The 20,404-nt window shown below is 37.2% G+C and carries 21 protein-coding genes and 1 pseudogene; 8 read left to right on the top strand and 14 right to left on the bottom strand.

What is annotated here, in order from left to right:
• Window positions 1-48 precede the first annotated feature (48 nt).
• From JM81_RS12465 to JM81_RS12435, 7 genes and pseudogenes are all read left to right on the top strand, one after another.
• Complete coding sequence (locus JM81_RS12465) at window positions 49-432, top strand: hypothetical protein (RefSeq protein WP_144803875.1); 384 nt, start codon at window positions 49-51, stop codon at window positions 430-432.
• Window positions 433-501: 69 nt separating this feature from the next.
• Window positions 502-957, top strand: coding sequence for a GNAT family N-acetyltransferase (locus JM81_RS12460; protein WP_144803873.1), 456 nt, complete (start codon window positions 502-504; stop codon window positions 955-957).
• A 63-nt stretch (window positions 958-1,020) separates the two neighbouring features.
• Window positions 1,021-1,407: an MBOAT family O-acyltransferase gene (locus JM81_RS18690; RefSeq protein WP_144805638.1), complete on the top strand. Its 387-nt coding sequence runs from the start codon at window positions 1,021-1,023 to the stop codon at window positions 1,405-1,407.
• A 159-nt stretch (window positions 1,408-1,566) separates the two neighbouring features.
• Window positions 1,567-2,330, top strand: a pseudogene (map, locus tag JM81_RS12450) (type I methionyl aminopeptidase).
• A gap of 355 nt (window positions 2,331-2,685) precedes the next feature.
• Window positions 2,686-2,865 (top strand): tetratricopeptide repeat protein, encoded by a 180-nt coding sequence (locus tag JM81_RS12445; RefSeq protein ID WP_144803871.1) that lies wholly within the window; start codon window positions 2,686-2,688, stop codon window positions 2,863-2,865.
• Window positions 2,866-3,123: 258 nt separating this feature from the next.
• Window positions 3,124-3,846, top strand: a complete 723-nt coding sequence (locus JM81_RS12440; protein WP_144803869.1) for a 3'-5' exonuclease — start codon at window positions 3,124-3,126, stop codon at window positions 3,844-3,846.
• 94 nt (window positions 3,847-3,940) lie between these two features.
• Window positions 3,941-4,450, top strand: coding sequence for a DUF3124 domain-containing protein (locus JM81_RS12435; protein WP_144803867.1), 510 nt, complete (start codon window positions 3,941-3,943; stop codon window positions 4,448-4,450).
• Between the two features lies 1 nt (window position 4,451).
• On the opposite strand, the gene JM81_RS12430 is transcribed toward JM81_RS12435, so the two are convergent.
• Both JM81_RS12430 and JM81_RS12425 read right to left on the bottom strand, forming a co-directional pair.
• Window positions 4,452-6,584 (bottom strand): S8 family serine peptidase, encoded by a 2,133-nt coding sequence (locus tag JM81_RS12430; protein ID WP_186435572.1) that lies wholly within the window; start codon window positions 6,582-6,584, stop codon window positions 4,452-4,454.
• A 228-nt stretch (window positions 6,585-6,812) separates the two neighbouring features.
• On the bottom strand, window positions 6,813-7,790 hold the full coding sequence (locus JM81_RS12425) for an endonuclease/exonuclease/phosphatase family protein (protein WP_144803862.1): 978 nt from the start codon (window positions 7,788-7,790) through the stop codon (window positions 6,813-6,815).
• Window positions 7,791-7,863: 73 nt separating this feature from the next.
• On the opposite strand from JM81_RS12425, the gene hflX reads away from it, so the two are divergent.
• The gene (hflX, locus tag JM81_RS12420; protein ID WP_144803860.1) at window positions 7,864-9,075 is read left to right on the top strand and encodes a GTPase HflX; all 1,212 of its coding nucleotides are present in this window, start codon (window positions 7,864-7,866) and stop codon (window positions 9,073-9,075) included.
• Between the two features lie 280 nt (window positions 9,076-9,355).
• Here the strand turns inward: hflX and JM81_RS12415 are convergent, their stop codons facing one another.
• The 12 genes from JM81_RS12415 to JM81_RS12360 all read right to left on the bottom strand — a co-directional run bounded on the left by JM81_RS12415 (window position 9,356) and on the right by JM81_RS12360 (window position 20,403).
• Window positions 9,356-10,282, bottom strand: coding sequence for a DUF3078 domain-containing protein (locus tag JM81_RS12415; RefSeq protein WP_144803858.1), 927 nt, complete (start codon window positions 10,280-10,282; stop codon window positions 9,356-9,358).
• A 71-nt stretch (window positions 10,283-10,353) separates the two neighbouring features.
• Entirely contained in the window at window positions 10,354-10,860 is a 507-nt protein-coding gene (locus JM81_RS12410) for a DUF2480 family protein (RefSeq protein WP_144803856.1), read from the bottom strand.
• Window positions 10,861-10,902: 42 nt separating this feature from the next.
• Window positions 10,903-11,235, bottom strand: a complete 333-nt coding sequence (locus JM81_RS12405) for an SUF system Fe-S cluster assembly protein (RefSeq protein ID WP_089258548.1) — start codon at window positions 11,233-11,235, stop codon at window positions 10,903-10,905.
• 5 nt (window positions 11,236-11,240) lie between these two features.
• Window positions 11,241-11,666: a SufE family protein gene (locus tag JM81_RS12400; RefSeq protein ID WP_089258546.1), complete on the bottom strand. Its 426-nt coding sequence runs from the start codon at window positions 11,664-11,666 to the stop codon at window positions 11,241-11,243.
• Between the two features lie 73 nt (window positions 11,667-11,739).
• Window positions 11,740-12,954 carry an aminotransferase class V-fold PLP-dependent enzyme gene (locus tag JM81_RS12395; protein WP_144803854.1) on the bottom strand — a complete coding sequence of 405 codons (1,215 nt, stop codon included), beginning with the start codon at window positions 12,952-12,954 and terminating at the stop codon, window positions 11,740-11,742.
• 91 nt (window positions 12,955-13,045) lie between these two features.
• The gene (locus tag JM81_RS12390; protein ID WP_144803852.1) at window positions 13,046-13,666 is read right to left on the bottom strand and encodes an outer membrane beta-barrel protein; all 621 of its coding nucleotides are present in this window, start codon (window positions 13,664-13,666) and stop codon (window positions 13,046-13,048) included.
• Between the two features lie 121 nt (window positions 13,667-13,787).
• Window positions 13,788-15,104 carry a Fe-S cluster assembly protein SufD gene (gene sufD / locus JM81_RS12385; RefSeq protein ID WP_089258540.1) on the bottom strand — a complete coding sequence of 439 codons (1,317 nt, stop codon included), beginning with the start codon at window positions 15,102-15,104 and terminating at the stop codon, window positions 13,788-13,790.
• A 76-nt stretch (window positions 15,105-15,180) separates the two neighbouring features.
• Window positions 15,181-15,933: a Fe-S cluster assembly ATPase SufC gene (gene sufC / locus JM81_RS12380; RefSeq protein WP_144803850.1), complete on the bottom strand. Its 753-nt coding sequence runs from the start codon at window positions 15,931-15,933 to the stop codon at window positions 15,181-15,183.
• Between the two features lie 6 nt (window positions 15,934-15,939).
• Entirely contained in the window at window positions 15,940-16,812 is an 873-nt protein-coding gene (locus JM81_RS12375; protein WP_144803848.1) for an N-acyl homoserine lactonase family protein, read from the bottom strand.
• Window positions 16,813-16,825: 13 nt separating this feature from the next.
• Window positions 16,826-18,271 (bottom strand): Fe-S cluster assembly protein SufB, encoded by a 1,446-nt coding sequence (gene sufB / locus JM81_RS12370; RefSeq protein ID WP_089258536.1) that lies wholly within the window; start codon window positions 18,269-18,271, stop codon window positions 16,826-16,828.
• 334 nt (window positions 18,272-18,605) lie between these two features.
• Complete coding sequence (locus tag JM81_RS12365; protein WP_089258534.1) at window positions 18,606-18,935, bottom strand: HesB/IscA family protein; 330 nt, start codon at window positions 18,933-18,935, stop codon at window positions 18,606-18,608.
• Between the two features lie 124 nt (window positions 18,936-19,059).
• Window positions 19,060-20,403 carry a hypothetical protein gene (locus JM81_RS12360; protein ID WP_144803846.1) on the bottom strand — a complete coding sequence of 448 codons (1,344 nt, stop codon included), beginning with the start codon at window positions 20,401-20,403 and terminating at the stop codon, window positions 19,060-19,062.
• Between the last annotated feature and the right edge of the window lies 1 nt (window position 20,404).

Here is a 20,404-nt window from a genome sequence, read left to right as displayed (position 1 = left end):
AAATAACTTATTTTATAGTAACAGCTTGTACAATACTAACCATATCCAATGAAAAAGATTATCATCTTGTTTTTTATAATTATAAGCTGTAATCATAAAGATAAGCGTGATTATGAGGATTATAATGATGAAGACTTCCTTCCTGTACAAGGTATAGTTACAAAAGTTTACAAAAAAAGTGCTATAAATAACTTCATAAAAAAAGATATTCATTTTATCTATAATTTGGAAAAAGAAAATCCTTCAAAAGGATATGAAATATATTCTCCTTACATACTCAAGGAAGGTGAACCAGTTGTTATTTTAGTACATAAAGACAATGATAGTATAAGCTTTTTTGGTAGCAGAGGAATTATCCAAGAAAAGATTTTATTAGCGTATTTAAAAAAATGTGACTTGGACAAAGGAATTTATTATGGTGTAGATTATTAAAAGACCTGTTCTTATATCGGTCATCAATCAAGGTCGTTCTAATGAACTCCGGAAGCACAAACTAGAAAAATGATAAACAAAATTGATACTATAGAGAAAGAAGAATATAAAAGTTTAGTTGAACTTTGGGAAGCTTCAGTTAGGGCAACACACCACTTTTTAAAAGAAGAAGATATTGAATACTTTAAACCATTAATTTTAAATACGTATTTAGATGCTGTTGAATTAAGGGGTATACGTAATGATGATGAAAAAATAGTTGGCTTTCTTGGAGTAGCAGACCAAAATTTAGAAATGTTATTTATTCACCCTGAATATAGAGGTAAAAAAATAGGAAAAACATTATTAGCATATGCTATTGACCACTTAGAGGTAACTAAAGTTGATGTAAATGAACAGAATGAACAAGCTGTAGGGTTTTATAAACATTGTGGGTTTAAAACTATAAATCGTTCAGCATTGGATTCTTCTGGCAAACCATACCCAACATTACATATGGCATTGAGTAGAAGTTCTAACAGCTAATATCCTTTAAATTTTAATAGTTTGAATTTATCCGATTATGTAAAAAGAAGAAATGGGGTGCCAATGGGTAACAGCCATTCGCTTCGTAATATGTTGAGCAGGTCTCTGGGAGCGGGTAAGTTCTCGGTATTTTGGCACTACTGGAATCCAATCTGGGGGTATTATCTGGGGCTATATATATTTAAACCGCTTAAACTCATATTGCCTAAATCATTATCGCTTATACTCACTTTTGTTGTCTGCGGATTCCTCCATGACCTAGCGATCATACTATTAAACTGGGAGTTTGTTCTTCTATTTACCCCATGGTTTTTATTTATGGGGCTTAGTGTGGTGCTGAGTGACTATGCAAAAATTGATTACTCAAAATTTCCTTGGATAATAAGAGCTGGTATAAACATTGCCATTATTATGGGATGCTTATTTCTAGCGTATCAGGTACGCATCTAAAATAAAAAAAGGGTTTCAATTGCATCCATCCATGTAACAAAATGTCAAAAATGCATTGCTTGCGAATTTCTTTAACAAATATCCTACGCAAAAAGTTATCTTTATGTTTAAAGAATTCAAATCATTATAAATTCGCTTTTAGTAAATTAAAAGAACAAGATGTCCATATCAAAAGAATCTGAATTAATTGGAATGAAGAAAATTAGTGAAGTCGTAGGTACTACACTAAAATTAATGAGAACGTATGCTAAAGTTGGCATGTCTACAAAAGAATTGGACGATTATGGCGGTAACATCTTAAAACGCTATGGAGCAAGGTCCGCACCGTATGAAACCTATAATTCCCCGGCTATACCTGCATAAGTGTTAACGAAGAAGTTGCCCACGGAGTTCCTTCTGAAAATAAAATACTTCAGGAAGGTGACTTGGTAAATATAGATGTATCGGCAGAGTTGAACGGGTTTTGGTCAGACAATGGCGGTTCCTTTGTTCTTGGAAAAGACATTCATAACCATCAGCCACTTGTAGATGCTTCTAAGGACATTCTAAAAAAAGCCATTACGAACATTAAAGGAGGGGTTAAAATAGCGGACATTGGACAAATTATAGAAACGGAAGCAAGAAAATCTGGATTTAAGGTCATTAAAAACCTAGCTGGCCACGGTGTGGGCAGAAGTTTGCATGAAGAACCGGACAACATTTTAAATTACAGGGTCAGGACAAATCGTGAAAGATTTAAGAAAAACACCACAGTTGCCATAGAGACGTTCATTTCAACAAAATCTACCATAGCAGTAGAATTAAATGATGGGTGGACATTGGTTGGTAACAAAGGCGGGTATGTAACCCAACATGAACAAACCATTTTAATTACGGATAAAGACCCCGTGATATTGACCAAATCCAATGCCATTTGGAATTAGAAAAGAAAATTTCCCAACCAAAACATAGAGATCACCAATGAGTTCTAAAACACCTAAGGTTAGACAGATCAATTATATCGCAATAATTCCGCATTTACTAATTATGGCGGGTATGGTCTGGTTATAGTATCAGATTTATCCTGAAAATGCATTTCTTATTGGTGCAATAACCTATATATTAACCTCATTCATCTTAAGAAACCTAATTTCTAAAGACCATAGAAATGGCATAAAAAACAATAATTCAGAAAATTACAAAGAAGCCATTTCCGACTTTGAGAAAAGTTACACGTTCTTTAGCAAACATGAATGGGTTGACAAGTATAGAATTGTAACATTGTTGAGTTCCTCTAAAATGTCCTATAGAGAAATGGCCTTGGCCAATATTGGATATTGCTATTCTCAAATTGGTGACGGAAAAAAAGCCAAGGAATACTATGAGCGAACTTTAAAGGAATTCCCCGGTAGTGGTCTGGCAAAATCGGCACTTAACATGATGAATTCAGTTGAACAAACACCTTCTACCAAAAACTAAGCAAATAACCCTTATACCCTATCGTTACTATAGCTAATGCTATACACTTTTAATGGATACCCGTTCCGTTTTTTACATTAAAGCCATGTTTCTCAGAATCTGGTAAGCATTTATGAGTTATCTATTGAAAATCATTCCATGATGGGTTATACGGGCTTAGGCAGATGGGCCATTGAAGCTAAAATACATACGCATACGTTGAGTAGTAAATAATTTGAAATTACCATAATTATCTACTTATTAGTATCTTAACCATCTATGCCAGACAAAATACATCTTGAAAATATCTTGTTTTTAGATATTGAGACCGTACCGGAAAAGCGTTCGTTTGATCAATTGGATGAAACTACCCAAGAACTTTGGGCGCATAAGACCCAATACCAAAGAAAAGACGAAATAACGGCAGAAGAATTTTATGAGCGTGCCGGTATTTGGGCAGAGTTTGGTAAGATTATTTGTATATCCGTAGGCTATATGACTTTTCAAGGCGATGCTAGAAATTTTAGGGTTACCACGTTTCATGGAGAGGAAATAAAACTTTTGCAAGATTTCAAAAATCTATTGGATGAACATTTTAATCATAGCAAGCATATACTCTGTGCGCACAACGGTAAGGAATTTGATTTTCCCTACATTGCCCGTAGAATGATCATAAACGGCATATCCTTACCACACAAGCTAGACCTCTTCGGTAAAAAGCCATGGGAAGTCCCCCATATAGACACCATGGAGCTATGGAAATTTGGAGATTACAAGCATTATACCTCCTTAAAATTAATGGCGCATATTCTAGGTATACCCTCCCCAAAAGAAGATATTGATGGCAGCATGGTAAGGAACGTTTATTATGAGGAAAACAATCTTAAAAGGATAATAAAGTATTGTGAGTTGGATGTGGTGACCACTGCCCAAGTATATCTGCGACTTAGAAATCAGGAAGTACTACAAAGTGATGAAATAAAGAAAGTAGGTAACCCTTAGGGTTTCAATTAAAAAATAGCACCGAACGATATAAAAACTGGACGAATAATGTAATTTTGTTGGGGTCACCCTTGGTTTTAAAAGTGTCTTATTTATGAAAAAATACATGGTAGTATTCGCAGTAATTGCATTGGTTGCAAGCTGTATGCAAGAAAAGGAAATAAGCTCTATAAATCCTGAAAATTGGTCTAAGAGAGAGATTACGGTGCCCACAAAGGATTCTTTGGTGCACGGTAAATCCTATTTATCTATCTACTCGCAAATTTATAGCAGTAGCGAGCATAAAACCCATAACCTAACCGCTATGGTCAGTCTAAGGAATACCAGTGAAAAGGATACCATTTACTTATTGAAAGGGGCCTATTTTGATACCCATGGCGCCGCATTAAGAAGTTATTTTAAACACCCTATTTATTTGGCCCCATTGGAAACCACTGAAATTATAATTGATGAAATGGATGTTGAAGGAGGTACGGGATCCAATTTTATTTTTGAATGGAAAACACCTGTAGGGTGCCCAGAACCGTTATTTGAAGGAGTTATGAATTCTACCGTAGGCCAACAGGGACTTTCCTTTACCACACAAAGCAGACGTATTCAATAATTTAATATTTGTAGAATTTAGTGCTTTTTATAAATCCATAATCTTGAACTTGAAGTACATATAGACCAGGTGGTAGGTCAGAAACATCTATTCTAGAATTGGTTACCTTATCCATTTTTAACGCTACCCCATTTGTACTCACGATCCTATACATGGTAGTATCTGTAGTGTTTACGTTTAATTGAATTTCATCAAATGCTGGATTTGGAAACACCGTAAAAGCAACCTCTGATGCAGCATTCAATGTATTGAAGCTTTCCAATACGGTTTCTTCACCACTAAAGGTAAATGTTACGGCATACCCGTATTCAGAAGCTACATTTTGTGAACAAAACGATCTAACTCTCAAGGTATAGGTCTGTTCCTTTATTAATCCGTTCCAAGAAAAGGAGTTTTCACTAACATATTCGGTAGTCCACTCGTTTTCACCTTCTTGCTTGTATTGCACTTCATAAAGGGCATCGGTATTCTGTTCCCAAGAAAAGTTTAATTGGGCATCGTCTACCGTTTCTATTTCAATTTTCTCAGGAGCTTCTACCGTACACGCATTCATTTTTGCACCGCTAAGAATTAAGGAAAATTCCTGAAGGTTATTTTGTAGCTTTCCTTTATGGGTAACGGTAATGGTATAATCTCCTTTGGCATTGGGTATATCAATACGTTCAAAAGGGTCTACCTCATTATCTCCATTACTTGCAGCATTACTGGCTTTAGCGGGATCAAGTTTCCATGGTAAAAATGTTTTCCCGTCTTGGGTAATCCTTATATCCAAATCATTGACAAGGGCCTTGGTAGTATTGTTCAGCTCGCCTTTATTGACAAAAGTGCAGGCAACGTCCGTCCAAGAAATAGAGACACTAAGGGTCTGGCCTTCATCTGCACGAACTTCCATAGAAAATGTGGTATCTTGTTCTAAAGTTTCTTCGGCTATATAGCTAGAAAAATCCTTGTTAAATAACAGCTCTGCCGCTTGTTTGCTATTCATTACGCCCCATCCCATTTTATAATCAGGCCCAGGCGCATCTACATCATCTGCCGTATGGAGTGCCAAGCCTTTTAAGGTTGCCGCACGCATATAACTACCATATAGCTCTTCATGATACTGTTGTAAAAGTAGCAATGACCCGGTTACACCAGGCGTTGCCATAGACGTACCGGAAGAAATATTATAACTAGTGGAACTATATGAATCCGTTGATAAAATAGAAGAACCGTTACCCGCTAGATCTGGCTTAATTCTACCATCATCCACAGGACCAAAACTACTATACGCCGAAACTGTGGCTTTTTTTAGATTACCATGTTTATCTATTTCAGAATTTGCACCGGCTACGGTAATACCATTTTTAGCCAATGTAAAACCTAACAGGACATCATAACCATCTTTGGTCTTACCAAATAAAGGTAACGCATTGTCGTTGCTCTTTTGCGCGTTTCCGGCTGCGGAAACCATTAAATAATATGGTGCGTTATACATGATCTTGTCCCAATCCTGAGCCACTTTGGTATAGGCGCCAAAATACCAATCCGGTACCCTATCTGCCATTATTCCGTAAGAATGATTGGAGAGTAGCATACCATTGGCAGCAGCCTCCGCAACCTCTATTTTATCCCTGCTCCAATCATGACTAACTACCTTTGCCTTGTTGGCCACCCCTTTAGCTTCCCTTTTAAGACCTGTTGATATTATACTACCGGTTACAAGGGTAGCATGCCTATCTACCTCAGCACCTTCATCACCAATTTGCATTCTTGTGGTATATTCCACGTGGTTCTCCAAAGCAACGCCAGAATCCCAGACACCTACTTCCAAATTTTCACCATCAAGATTTAATCCTAAAAGACCATTGGTATTTAAAGTAGTGGCCCTAGAAACCAATCCTGCTTCATCTGCATAAGTTTCATAATATAAGGGAGTGCCGTCATCACCTATTTCCTGTAGTGAAACCTTTTTACCATTTTCCAAGGTTTCATTTAACTTCCAATTATTTTGTGCTGCCAATTTTTTTATTCGTAATGTTTTGGCATCATATTCCAATTGTAAATTTGTTTTGAAATTATCTAGGGTAGAAATGTTCGTATTGCCGGTAATCTTTAAACGTTGATCAATAGTCTGACCAATTACTACATGCATACCCCACAATAGTGCACAACATACAAGGAGTATGTTAGAACTGCGGTACGTTTTTATACGGATATTCATAGGTTGGTAAATATGTAAGATTTGGACTACAAATATATAATCCTTTTACTACCACCTATGAATGGTAGAATTTATTCGATGAAATACCGTTACATATAGACTAAACTGTTGTGAAACCTCAATTTTCTGTGGTGTAAGTATTTTCTTTCAAAACATACTTTACGAGTTGTAGCTGAACATAGCGTACACCGGGAAATGGTCACTATATCCACCCATATATTTATGCGCCACAAAAGTCCTATACGGAGTACCCTTATATTTTCCTTTTTTCTCCATTAAGGATTTATGCTTAAAGATGGCTGCTTCATCAAAACTATGCGTCCCTTTTTCAAAATTAAAGAAGGAGCTGGACACCAATATCTGATCAAAGAGATTCCATTTCATATTATAGACAGAAGTGCCTTGGCTACCGGGAATATGTAGTCTTTCCATAGGGTTAAAGAGTTCACCCTTATTTTTGAGTAGTTGCATACTTTCTGAGGAAGGATCATCATTGAAATCGCCCATAACCATGATATTAGGGTCTTGTTCCGTTTGTTTAATAACATCTATTCGCTGAATGATTTCCTCTGCAGCAGCAACCCTCTTATAGGCTGTAGCAACGTCCCCTTCTCGTCTAGAAGGCCAATGATTAATGAACATATGAATCAGTTCCTTATTAAATTCCCCTTTCACATACAGAATATCCCTTGTAGTATCTCTAATTCCGCCCGCATTATCTACCATTAAGGCAAGTGGTTCTGCATGGATTACCTTAAAGAATTTTTTCCGGTACATTAATGCCGTATCAATACCGCGTTCATCGGGTGAATCAAAATGTACAAAGCCATATCCTAAACCCTCTAATGGCTCGGTTTCCAAAAGGTCCTTGAGCACTTGATTGTTTTCGGCTTCGGCCAAACCTAGAATAGCGGGTGGGTAAGGGAAACCGTCCGCTCCAATTTGTACCATGGTCTTTGCCAATTTCTTTAATTTACGTTGATACCGCTCCATGGTCCATTTCTTGATTCCGGTAGGGGTATAATCACTATCTAATATCTTGGAATTACGCCGTGGATCAAATAGATTTTCTACATTGTAGAATGCCACGGTATATTGTTGCTTTTTAGGCTTTTTCTTAAAAAAAGGAATGCGCATGTAACTTTTATTGGATCAATAAAAATACGAAATGGCTTATAGCTAAATGCTTAATTTTGCACTTTACATTATTATGATAGAAAAGAAGATAACAAATTATGAAAAAGCGGTTCTTATTGGGATCATCAATAAAGAACAAAATGAGGAAAAGGTAAAGGAGTATCTAGATGAACTGGAGTTTCTTACCTATACCGCCGGAGGTGAAGTTTATAAGCGTTTTACACAACGTATGGATATTCCCAATCCAAAAACCTTGATCGGCACCGGTAAAATGGAGGAAATAGAAAAATATGTAGAAGCACATGAAATAGGCTCTGTTATTTTTGATGATGAACTGACACCGGCGCAACAACGAAACATTGAAAAACAATTACGTTGTAAAATTATTGACCGTACCAGTTTGATCTTGGACATTTTTGCACAAAGGGCCCAGACCAGTTATGCACGCACACAAGTAGAATTGGCCCAATACGAATACCTCTTGCCTAGACTTACCGGACTATGGACCCACCTTGAGCGTCAAAAAGGGGGTATTGGTATGCGTGGACCCGGTGAAACGGAAATTGAAACGGATAGACGTATTGTTAGGGACCGTATTACACTACTGAAAAAGAAACTGACCAAAATTGACCGCCAAATGGAGACCCAACGGGGCAACCGTGGCGCCTTGGTAAGGGTGGCATTGGTAGGATATACCAATGTAGGTAAATCTACCCTCATGAACGTAATCAGTAAGAGTGATGTTTTTGCGGAAAATAAGTTGTTCGCTACCTTAGATACCACCGTAAGAAAAGTGGTTATAGGTAATTTGCCCTTTCTTTTAAGTGATACGGTAGGATTTATTAGAAAACTGCCCACACAATTGGTAGAGAGCTTTAAAAGCACCTTGGACGAAGTTAGGGAAGCCGATTTGCTATTACATGTGGTGGATATTTCTCACCCACAATTTGAGGAACATATAGAATCCGTGAACAAAATTCTTTCTGAAATTAAAAGCTCGGAAAAGAAGACCATTATGGTATTCAATAAAATCGATCAGTATGAACATGAAACCATAGACGAGGATGATCTTATTACGGAACGCACTGGAAAACATTTTAGCATTGCTGATTGGAAAAATACCTGGATGGAAAAGGTTGGAGACCGTGCCCTATTCATTTCTGCCCTAAATAAAGAGAATTTAGATGAATTTAGAAAGAGGGTCTATAATGAAGTAAGGGATATTCATGTAACCCGTTTTCCATATAACAACTTTTTATATCCTGAGCATTTAGATCAGTATTAATTACCAATTATAATTAAAAAAGTGTAGTTCATCGATGAAACAAAACCATTGATAAATTTCACCACAAATTAAAGTTGGTTCACAACATAAATTATCGACAACTAAAGTATTGGTCTAATTTTACCTTGTGTTTAAGTATAAGTGTTGACCCCAAATCGATATTTAACTTATTTAGAACTAAAAGTAAAATCCCAAATTTTACGATAATTACTTAACCGAAAAAAGCCCTCTTTAAAAGAGGGCTTTTTTTTTAAATACATTTGTTATTTATCCTAAATGCTTAGAAGGCATAGTTAAGACCAACTAAGAAGTACGTTTGCAATTTGTTATCTACATCATCAAAAGAAGTAGCCGTTGCAGGTGTTTGGTTCAATGCAAAATTTAACGCTTCCTGCTTGTTGTCACGCAAACCAAATTCAAAACCTAAACCAATACCGTTCCATAACGTATACCCAAATGAGTTGATCCACGTTAAATTAGAAAGATCTCCACTCTTATAGCTTTGAAACATAGAAAGGTTAGATTTAAAATTAACCGCTCCTATTTTCTTTGTATAATCGGCAACGATTTTGGCACCTAAAGAAGACTCAAAAACCGCATCGTTATCACTGAATACAAAGTTGTAGTTCAATGGGTGGATAACAACTACTAGGTCAGCAATAGGAGTCCATGTAGCACCAACACCTAAATCCAAGTATCCAGGATCATTAAAATTGTTCAAAATGGTAGTTCTGTACTCCCCTAAACCTGAAATGGCGAATTTCTCGCTTAATTTCCTTCCATAAAGCGATGTAATGTTGAATACATCTGTACCTTGCTTAAAGCTATCGTCATCGGTTGGATCGTTCTTATCGTCAAACTTTACCCAGCCCAAGTTAATGTTTCCAGAATTCCTCCAAAAGAATTTTTCTTCGGTCAAATTCGCAAATGCGTTCATGGTTACTCCAATATTACCTGAAGACAAGTCTGGAGTGCCTTGGCCATACCAGTTATTAAAGCTGCTGATGTTGGCACCGATAGTTCCGAAAGCACCTTTTTTCCATCCTGGTAATTTATCTATTTGCCCTTGTAAGGCATCCACTCTGCCTTGAATTGCCGCTATAGAATCTTTCTTTGGTCCTATTTGCGCCTTAAGTTCCTCTTCGGTCTGTGAAAAACCAATACTTGCCACCAAAGCACAAGCTAGAGTTAAAACAATCTTCTTCATGATATTAATGTTTATAGTTTATAGTGGCGCAAAGGTAAGTATTGTAAACAAAATCTCTAAATAGGATTTTGTTATTTTCTTTTGTATAAGGGCACGGCAGAACATGCTTCGCCATACATGACCGATTTTGCTACCGGCTGTAGTTTGGCGGCAAGAATTATATATGCATTAGGTGGTACAGCTCTTTTGGTACAGCCCTTAATGATTACCGATTTATCCTGAAACTCCGTATAATCTATGGTATCAAGAATAGATTGATATAACAGTGTCTCCAAATCTACCAGGCTACCTTGAACAATTTTTTTAGCAAACGGACTTAAATTCATGGACAATAGCAGATATGCCCAGCCAGGAACTATAGCGTCTGTAGAACAGTGCATAGCCACATAAGCATTGTGGTATTGGGACCAATCATGCTGTGCTACATGTGCCCTAAACTCCTTTTCCTTTAGAATAAAACCTTCATATAGCCAATCTTTGATATCCAGTAGCATTCTATTGCCAACCGGATAATAATCCTCTAAATTAAAGGTAATGAGTTTGCTCTGCGCTACTCTGTTCACAATTTCCTCTTGCATACCCCGCTTGTTTTAAACTTTAATCCTTACCGCCTGTTAGAGTTAAAGCAAGCCTAATTCCAACTTGGCTTCTTCACTCATTAAATCCTGTGTCCAAGGTGGATCAAAAGTTATTTCTACCTCGGCGTCCTTAATGGCATCCAATGATTTTACTTTTTCCTCTACTTCTGCAGGCAAGGATTCCGCTACGGGACAATTGGGCGAAGTCAAGGTCATCAAAATCTTAACCTCGTTGTCCTCATTGACCAAAACATCATAAATTAAACCTAATTCATAAATGTCCACAGGAATTTCCGGATCATAAATAGTCTTTAAAATCCTTACTATTTTTTCACCTAATTCCGCACTACCCTCCGCTATATTTTCTTCACTCATAATTTCTATTCTTCAATTTGTGTTTGATATGCCACTGCATATAATTTTAACTGCTTGATCATACTTACCAAGCCGTTGGCCCTAGTGGGAGACAAATGTTCCTTTAAACCAATTTCATCTATGAACTGGGTATCTGCATCTAAAATATCCTGCGGCTTTTGATTGCTGAAGGCCCTGATCAAGATAGCTATGATACCTTTTGTAATAATAGCATCGCTATCTGCAGTAAAAACCAACTTATTGCCCTCTAGCTCTGCATGCACCCATACCTTGCTCTGGCACCCTTTAATGATATTATCCTCGGTTTTGTACTCCTCTTTGATCAATGGAAGGGATTTACCCAATTCTATCATATACTCATAGCGCTGCATCCAATCATCGAACATGGAAAATTCATCGATAATTTCTTCTTGTATCTCTTTAATGTCCATTGCTTAATTTTCTACAAAAATACGATAACAAATGATGAGTTTCAACAGTTATGACACTCTATAAGTTATTGTTCTACAACAACATGCTTTTAGCCTTTAACACCCCTGCAACCAGTACATCAACTTCTTCTCTAGTATTATAAAAGGCAAAGCTTGCACGAACCGTTCCCGGTATTTTATAAAAATCCATTATTGGCTGTGCACAATGGTGACCTGTACGCACCGCAATACCCAGTTTATCTAAAATACTTCCCATATCATAAGGGTGAATATGTTCTATATTGAATGATATTACAGAAGTTTTGTCCTTAGCCGTACCGTATATTTTTAGTCCGTCTATCTTTTCTAATTCTTGCGTAGCATATTCCAAAAGCTCATGCTCATATTTTGCGATTTCATCAAAGCCTATAGCATTCATGTAATCTAATGCCGCACCAAAAGCTATACCACCACATATATTAGGCGTACCTGCTTCAAACTTATGGGGTAAATCCGCATAAGTAGTTTTTTCAAAAGTGACTTCTGCAATCATTTCACCACCGCCTTGGTATGGGGGTAATTTATTTAACCATTCTTCCTTGCCATATAACATGCCAACCCCTGTTGGTCCACAGATCTTATGAGCGGAACACGTGTAAAAATCGACATTTAAGGCTTGTACATCCGACACTAAATGAGGTGTGGCCTGCGCACCATCTATCAATACCGCAGCACCAACACTATGGGCCCTATCTATAATTTCCTTAATAGGATTAATAGTTCCCAAGGCATTAGAAATATGGTTACAGAAAACCAGTTTAGTTTTATCTGAAAGTAATTCGTTATAAACATCCATTCGCAATTCCCCTTCTTGGTTCATTGGAATGACTTTTAAAATGGCTCCGGTACGTTCAGATAACATCTGCCATGGAACAATATTGGAATGGTGCTCCATTGCGGATACCAATATCTCATCCCCTTTTTTTATCAAAGACGAAAATCCATTTGCCACAAGGTTAATACTATGCGTTGTACCTGAAGTAAATATGATTTCATATGACTTGGCCGCATTAAAATGTTTTTGAATCTTTAATCTTGCCTGCTCATATTTATCGGTAGCCTCTTGTGAGAGCGTATGCACCCCACGATGTATATTTGCATTGTAGTTTTGATAATAATCTACAATGGTGTCTATAACCTGTTGCGGGGTTTGCGATGTAGCGGCATTATCCAAATAGACCAACGGTTTGCCATTTACCTCACGCTTAAGAATTGGGAAATCTTCCCTTATTTTTTTAATATCTAACATAGCCAATCTTCTTATATACAAAGATACCCGATAATGAAAACATATCGGGTATTGTACCGCTCCTTTTGTCTTAAAGTCTCACTATTTCATTTTAAAATCGGAATCCTAAACCAGCTTTTAACAAACCTATTTTTTCTTTGAAATCATAAGAATACGTTTGATCGTTCCTAGTTTCCTCCCCTTTCTTATGTACATTCAGATAATCATATTGCACTTGTATAAAAAAGCGACTGGAAAGGTCATAGGAAATCCCCAAATTTAAATTTAAACCCCCATTCGTATTTGAATAGTCCACCTCTACATTACCCCCGTCATTATAATAATAATCGTCTACCGCAACCGCATATCCCAGAGCTATTTGAGGTTTTAGTCTTGCCAATCCTGGAATAGCCAATTCCGCAAATAGTTTTGGCTGAACCAATATTTGCTTTGCTTCGTAATTAAATTTTCGATTCTCAAATCCTGGACCACCGTAAATAAAATTATCTTCGTTCCTTAACAAAGCAGTATTTAAGCCAGCTCCTAATTGAACAGCTCCTAAATCCATAAACCGGTATTTTATTCCCAGATCAATTATACCGTTTAATTCGACGTCTCCATCATTTTTAGAAACATTGGCGGGGTAATTAGCTTCTACACTCCATTTCTTGTTTTGCGCACTAACGCAATACGTAAACATTACCAAAAAAATTGCGAGTAAAGATTTTTCCATATCAAGTTGGATTTAAATTGATACGACCAAACTAATCTAAAAAATATGTAGGAAAACACAACGGTTCGTTAAGAATGACCTAACGAACCGTTAATATTATTGAATAAAATAATGAATATCTCTACAAATCGAACCCAAGGTTCACCCCTAGCTTCTTCGCTATCAATTTATTTATTCTAGTCTTTAACTCAGGAATACGAACAGAAGTAAGAACGTTATTAGCAAAAGCATACATTAACAATGCACGTGCTTCTTTTTGTGGAATACCTCTTGACTGCAGGTAAAACAATGCATCTTCATCTAACTGTCCTATAGTACACCCATGGGAACATTTTACATCATCAGCGAAAATCTCCAATTGTGGCTTTGTATTGATACTGGCCTTATCACTAATTAAAATATTATTGTTTTGCTGAAAAGCATTGGTTTTTTGGGCAATTTTATCCACAATAATCTTACCATTGAATACTCCGGTTGAACTATCTCCGTAAATACCTTTATAATCTTGGTGACTCTCACAATTAGGCTCAATATGGTGCACTAAGGTATGATGGTCTACATGTTGTTTTTCACCCAAGATGGTAATTCCCTTCATGGTAGAGTCTATATACTCACCATTTTGAAAAAAGTTAAGGTTGTTACGTGTCATTTTTCCACCAAAGGAAAATGTATGAACCTTTACGACGCTCTTATCCTTTTGATCAATATAAGTGTTATCTATCAACGATGCATTGGCAGCATCATTCTGTATCTTATAAAAATCTATAATAGCGTTCTTATCCGCATATATTTCCGTTACCGCATTGGTAAGGATGTCGTTGGAGGTCAAACTCTGGTGCCGTTCTATAATTTGAACCTCGGCATTTTCTTCAACCACCACCAAATTTCTAGGTTGTAACATTAAAGAAGCCTCGTTACCCGTTGAGAAATGTAAAATCTCAATAGGTTTTTTCGGCATTTTGTTCTTTGGAATGTATATATAGGCACCCTCACGGCTAAATGCCGTGTTCAAGGAGGTCAAAGATTCGTCCTTAGAGGCTATTTTATTGAAATAAACATCAATAACGGGCTTATACATTGGCTTTGTCAACGCGGAACTCATTAAACAGATGTCTACTCCATCATGTGTAGTTTCAGAAAGGTAAGAACTATAAATACCGTCAACGAATACAATTTTATAAGAATCTATCTCATGTAGAAAATAACGCTTAACGTCCTTATACTCTATAGTATTTTCCTGTTTTGGAAAAATACTGAAATCTATTTTCTGTATACTGTTCAACGATGTATACTTCCAAGCCTCTTCCTTTTTTGAAGGAAATCCTTTTTCCTCAAAATTCTTTATGGCGGCCATACGAACCTCATGTACCGGATGCTCCACGTCCACATTGTTCTCAAACGCCATAAAAGAAGAAATCAATTTATCTTTTAAATCCATATATCTTTAGTATTAAGTCCTTAGTACAAAGTAATAAGGACTCTATACTAAGTACTTTGTACTTAGTACTAATTTTTTAAACCGCTGTTTCTTGCTTTAACCAGTCGTACCCTTTTTCTTCAAGCTCCAAGGCCAATTCCTTACCGCCTGATTTAACAATTTTACCGTTGTGCAAAACATGTACAAAATCTGGAACAATATATTCCAACAGACGTTGGTAGTGCGTAATTAGAATAACCGCATTATCCTTACTCTTTAATTTATTCACCCCGTTGGAAACGATACGCAATGCATCGATATCAAGACCGGAATCCGTTTCATCCAAAATAGCCACTTTAGGTTCTAGCATGGCCATTTGAAAAATTTCATTTCTTTTTTTCTCACCGCCAGAAAAACCTTCATTTAAACTACGCGATAAGAATTTACGGTCTATTTCCAATAATTCTGATTTTTCCCTGATCAACTTCAACATTTCCTTTGCAGGCATATCTTCAAGACCTCTTGCCTTACGGGATTCGTTAATGGCCGTTTTCATGAAATTGGTTACGGATACTCCAGGAATTTCTACCGGATATTGAAAAGAAAGAAAAACACCTTTATGGGCTCTTTCTTCTGGTGACACGTCTTCCAAGTCCTCTCCGCTTAATTCTATGGTGCCTTCCGTTACCTCAAACTCCTCTTTACCCGCAATTACGGATGCCAAGGTACTTTTACCTGAGCCATTAGGACCCATAATAGCATGTACCTCACCCGCCTTAACTTCCAAGTTTATTCCTTTTAGTATTTCCTTATCCTCCACACTAGCGTGTAAGTTTGTAATTTTCAACATAATATGTTACTTTAAATATTCTGGTGCCTTAGGCATTTTATTAAAATCTTCTTTTGAATGTTGCATGTATACTTTGGCATTGTTCTCCTTTGCCAAAGCTTCAAAACTGGACATGCTGTTTAATGTTTCTTCAACATCATAATTAAAAATAGGTACTCTTCTATGTGTTCTGTTTTCATATAAATGATACAGATCGCCGGTTAATAGTAAAGGGCCGCTTTCAGGAAGGTCCAAATACAAAACCTGATGTCCCGGGGTATGTCCTGGCATAGATTTAATGACAACGGTACCGTCACCAAAAACGTCATAGTCACCAGTAAGCGGTTTTGTCTTGGTCAAATCCTTGATCGCGTTATAAATATCCGCATTGTTCTTTTGGGTTTCCTCACTTGTGATAAAATCATATTCACTTTGTTGCACCAACCATGTAGCCTCTTTAAGAACATTGGCATGCCCACTATGGTCAAAATGGGTATGGGACAAGGCTATAAAATCAATATCCGTTGGCACCATGCCAATACGTTTTAGTTGATTTACTACAGAGTCTTTTCTACTTACCGTAAATGCGCCGCTTGGATCCGTGTACGGTTCATCCATAGCGATTAAACTTTCAGGAAGTCCTGCATCCCACATGAGATTACCTTTAGGATGGCTAATAACATAGAACGGGTCTGCAAATTCCTTGGTCTGACCTTGATAGGTGGTGTCCTGAGAAAATAATTCCAGGTTATTGACCATAACAGTACCGCCATTAAAAGTGTATAATTTGACCTCTGGCTTTACTACTTCTTGTGAAGTGATTTCAGCTTTAGTTTCGTTCTTATTTTCTTTGCAGCTAAATGCAAAAATCAGAACTATGATGATTAAAAAATTTCTCATTAGTGTATTTACTTTATCCAACAGAACCTTCTAAACTAATTTCCAAAAGTTTTTGAGCCTCCACGGCAAATTCCATTGGTAACTTATTCAACACTTCTTTACTGAACCCATTTACGATCAACGCTATTGCTTTTTCCGTATCAATACCTCTTTGATTGCAATAAAATATTTGGTCCTCACCAATCTTACTGGTTGTGGCCTCGTGCTCTATCATTGCCGATTTATTTTTGGCCTCAATGTAAGGGAATGTGTGTGCTCCACATTCATTGCCCATTAAAAGGGAATCGCACTGCGAAAAATTACGCGCACCTTCCGCACGGCTATTCACCTGTACCAACCCACGATAACTGTTTTGAGATTTTCCGGCAGAAATACCTTTAGAGATAATGGTACTTTTGGTGTTCTTTCCAATATGGACCATTTTGGTACCTGTATCTGCCTGTTGGTAATTATTCGTGACCGCAATAGAATAAAATTCGCCTATGGAATTATCTCCTTTTAAGATACAGGAAGGATATTTCCAGGTAACGGCAGATCCTGTTTCTACCTGTGTCCATGAAACTTTGGCGTTTTTCTCACACAATGCTCTTTTGGTCACAAAATTATAGACCCCGCCTTTACCGTCCTTGCCTCCTGGGAACCAGTTTTGAACCGTAGAATATTTTATTTCCGCACCGTCCAAGGCAATTAATTCTACCACGGCAGCATGCAGTTGGTTTTCATCCCTAGATGGTGCAGTACACCCTTCTAGGTAACTTACATAACTATCTTCATCTGCAATGACCAATGTACGTTCAAATTGGCCGGTACCTGCTTGGTTGATTCTAAAATAGGTAGAAAGTTCCATTGGACAGCGAACACCTTTAGGAATGTAACAGAAACTACCATCAGAAAAAACAGCGGAGTTCAAAGCCGCATAAAAGTTATCTCTTTTTGGCACTACAGAACCAATGTATTTTTTTACCAGTTCAGGGTGTTCCTTAATGGCTTCCGATATGGAGCAGAATATAATTCCTTTTTCCGCCAAGGTCTTTTTGAACGTGGTGGCAACCGAAACCGAATCCATAACAATGTCTACCGCAACATTCTGTAGTTTCTTTTGTTCGTCTACAGAAATCCCAAGTTTCTTGTACATCTCCAACAATTCCGGATCAACATCATCCAAAGTTTTGTTGGGGTCTGCCTTTTTAGGGGCGGAATAATATGAAATTGCCTGAAAATCGGGTTTTGTATAATGTACATTTGCCCATTCTGGCTCAACCATTTCCTTCCAATACTTAAAAGCCTCTAAACGCCAAAGCGTCATCCATTCCGGCTCCTCCTTTTTCTTGGATATGGCAATAACGATTTCTTCGCTCAAACCATTTGGAAACGTTTCAGATTCTATATCAGTGTAGAAACCATATTCATACTCTTTGGTTTCCAATTCTTTCTTTAATTCTTCTTCTGTATATGCCATATATTCATAGTTAATAAGTTAAAAGTTGACGAGTTAAAACTAACCACATCTCTTCTTAACATATTTAATATAGTTTGCTAGCTGCTTTGAAATTATCGCAATTTGCTCTCTATATTCTATTAATTCTCTTTTTTCAAAATATCCTGTTTAATCCATTATATAAAAAGGATTCCGCAACCCTTTGGAAAATCCTTAAGCAACATATAAGGCTGACTGTCAAGCAATTTAGAGATATCCCCTGTAAACGCTTTTGATAATTTGTATACTTCTAAATTTTCAAAAGAACAATACATAACAACCTTTGCCTATTTCCTTTTTCTCGTTTTACTTTATGCTATAATGAAAAACTTTCACCACAACCACATGTTCTTTGTGCATTGGGATTGTTAAAGACGAAACCCTTACCGTTAAGTCCACCAGAATATTCCAATACTGTACCTACTAAGTATAAAAAACTTTTTTTATCTACAATGATACGTACATCGTTATCTTCAAAGACCTTATCGGCTTCATCTTTTTTATTATCAAAATTCAATTCATAAGACAATCCACTACATCCGCCGCTCTTAACACCCACACGCACATAATCCTTGGTCGCGTCAAAACCTTCCTCTGTCATAAGGTTGATGACTTTCCTTTTAGCCGTTTCTGATACCTGAATCATAATTAACTGGATTTAATCTAAATAGTTTACAAATATACGTCATAAGTAGGTTTTTTCCATAGAACCTAACATTATTATAACGTATATCAACATAGGAGAATCCTATAAGAATATCTGGTGTGTTTTATTTGATTTTTAAAAGGATCAGGTCTGATTTACCTTTAAGGGTAAGGGGGTTAAAATCGGCACTTGATGATTCCCCAACAACGAAAACGCTCCCATCTGGGTTTTCCATTAGGTCAAAACCAAAATCAAGTCCGGAACCGCCATAAGATTGCTGCCAAACAAGATTACCGGTTTGGTTGGTCTTTACCAACCAAATATCATTTTCCCCCATATTGTTAGAGGCATCATAATCATTGCTTTTAGTGTTTCCGGCAATTAAAAATCCGCCATCCATACTTTCTACGACCGCCTGTGCCAGATCAAACTTGCTGCCACCATAGGTCTGCTCCCATTCCAAATTGCCATTTTCGTCCAATTTGATCATCCACATATCAGATTCACCGTGGTTATTTAAAATATCGCCATTAGTACTAAACGTATTGCCTACGACCACAAAACCACCATCCATAGTTTTGGCAATATCATAGGAAACCTCAATACCTTCCCCCCCAAAAGATTGTTCCCAGACCAGGTTACCAAACGCATCTACCTTTACGACCCAAAAATCATAGCTGCCATTGGTGCTACTAATATCATAATCGTCACTTTCGGTAAAACCGGCCATGACAAAACCACCGTCATTTGCCTGTACCACACTATGCGCACGATCATTGTTGGTTCCTCCAAAATAACCGCGCCATTGCACACTGCCCTCTTCATCTATCTTAGTGCCCCAAAATTCACCTACGCCATGACTCGTTAAAGTATTGCCTTTTTCAGTATTACCATCTGCACGTGCCGATGTAATATCCAAAAATCCTGTGAAAAAATACCCTCCCTGAGATGCCTCAAGAATATCGTAGGAATGGTCATGTCCAGAAAAGCCGTAACTACTTTCCCACTCCAAATTGCCCTGAGCATTTAACTTCACGATCCAATTGTCATGAAATCCTTCATTATTAGAGGCGTCGCCGTCACTGCTCATTGCATAACCGGTTAAAATAAACCCGCCATCACTGGTCTGTGCCAAACTTTGCCCAATATCATCTTTGCTGCCCCCATAGGTTTTGTTCCATTGTAAATTTGCATCGCGGTCAAACTTTAAGAGCCAATAATCATTTTCTTCAACGGTTTTGGTATCAATATCACCATTTATACTGCCTGTATATCCAATAATTGCAAAGCCGCCATCATTTGTCTTTATAATGGCCTGAGCACTTTCAACACTACTACCGCCAAAATTTCTAACCCATTCCAATTCTCCCTTGAACGAAGATTCCAAAGTATTGAACGTTACTTCCGCTTCTTCCTTTGCACAAGAAAAATAGAGCATAATAGAGATTATAAGTGCTGTTTTACGCATA

Origin of the sequence: Maribacter sp. MAR_2009_72, assembly GCF_007827235.1 — a bacterium.
Classification (GTDB): Bacteria; Bacteroidota; Bacteroidia; order Flavobacteriales; family Flavobacteriaceae; genus Maribacter; species Maribacter sedimenticola.
The sequence above is the reverse complement of the archived record's forward strand: the minus strand, read 5'-3'. Positions and strand labels throughout refer to the sequence as shown.

Coding starts and splice junctions, on each gene's coding strand:
- JM81_RS12440 (WP_144803869.1), top strand. CDS start 3,124: ATGCCAGACAAAATACATCTTGAAAATATCTTGTTTTTAGATATTGAG.
- JM81_RS12395 (WP_144803854.1), bottom strand. CDS start 12,954: ATGTTAGATATTAAAAAAATAAGGGAAGATTTCCCAATTCTTAAGCGT.
- JM81_RS12365 (WP_089258534.1), bottom strand. CDS start 18,935: ATGATTCAGGTATCAGAAACGGCTAAAAGGAAAGTCATCAACCTTATG.
- JM81_RS12445 (WP_144803871.1), top strand. CDS start 2,686: ATGTCCTATAGAGAAATGGCCTTGGCCAATATTGGATATTGCTATTCT.
- JM81_RS12415 (WP_144803858.1), bottom strand. CDS start 10,282: ATGAAGAAGATTGTTTTAACTCTAGCTTGTGCTTTGGTGGCAAGTATT.
- JM81_RS12375 (WP_144803848.1), bottom strand. CDS start 16,812: ATGAGAAATTTTTTAATCATCATAGTTCTGATTTTTGCATTTAGCTGC.
- JM81_RS12390 (WP_144803852.1), bottom strand. CDS start 13,666: ATGGAAAAATCTTTACTCGCAATTTTTTTGGTAATGTTTACGTATTGC.
- JM81_RS12435 (WP_144803867.1), top strand. CDS start 3,941: ATGAAAAAATACATGGTAGTATTCGCAGTAATTGCATTGGTTGCAAGC.
- JM81_RS12430 (WP_186435572.1), bottom strand. CDS start 6,584: ATGCATGTAGTAATTGGTCAGACTATTGATCAACGTTTAAAGATTACC.
- sufD (WP_089258540.1), bottom strand. CDS start 15,104: ATGGATTTAAAAGATAAATTGATTTCTTCTTTTATGGCGTTTGAGAAC.
- JM81_RS12410 (WP_144803856.1), bottom strand. CDS start 10,860: ATGCAAGAGGAAATTGTGAACAGAGTAGCGCAGAGCAAACTCATTACC.
- hflX (WP_144803860.1), top strand. CDS start 7,864: ATGATAGAAAAGAAGATAACAAATTATGAAAAAGCGGTTCTTATTGGG.
- JM81_RS12405 (WP_089258548.1), bottom strand. CDS start 11,235: ATGAGTGAAGAAAATATAGCGGAGGGTAGTGCGGAATTAGGTGAAAAA.
- JM81_RS18690 (WP_144805638.1), top strand. CDS start 1,021: ATGGGTAACAGCCATTCGCTTCGTAATATGTTGAGCAGGTCTCTGGGA.
- JM81_RS12465 (WP_144803875.1), top strand. CDS start 49: ATGAAAAAGATTATCATCTTGTTTTTTATAATTATAAGCTGTAATCAT.
- JM81_RS12400 (WP_089258546.1), bottom strand. CDS start 11,666: ATGGACATTAAAGAGATACAAGAAGAAATTATCGATGAATTTTCCATG.
- sufB (WP_089258536.1), bottom strand. CDS start 18,271: ATGGCATATACAGAAGAAGAATTAAAGAAAGAATTGGAAACCAAAGAG.
- JM81_RS12425 (WP_144803862.1), bottom strand. CDS start 7,790: ATGCGCATTCCTTTTTTTAAGAAAAAGCCTAAAAAGCAACAATATACC.
- JM81_RS12460 (WP_144803873.1), top strand. CDS start 502: ATGATAAACAAAATTGATACTATAGAGAAAGAAGAATATAAAAGTTTA.
- JM81_RS12360 (WP_144803846.1), bottom strand. CDS start 20,403: ATGCGTAAAACAGCACTTATAATCTCTATTATGCTCTATTTTTCTTGT.
- sufC (WP_144803850.1), bottom strand. CDS start 15,933: ATGTTGAAAATTACAAACTTACACGCTAGTGTGGAGGATAAGGAAATA.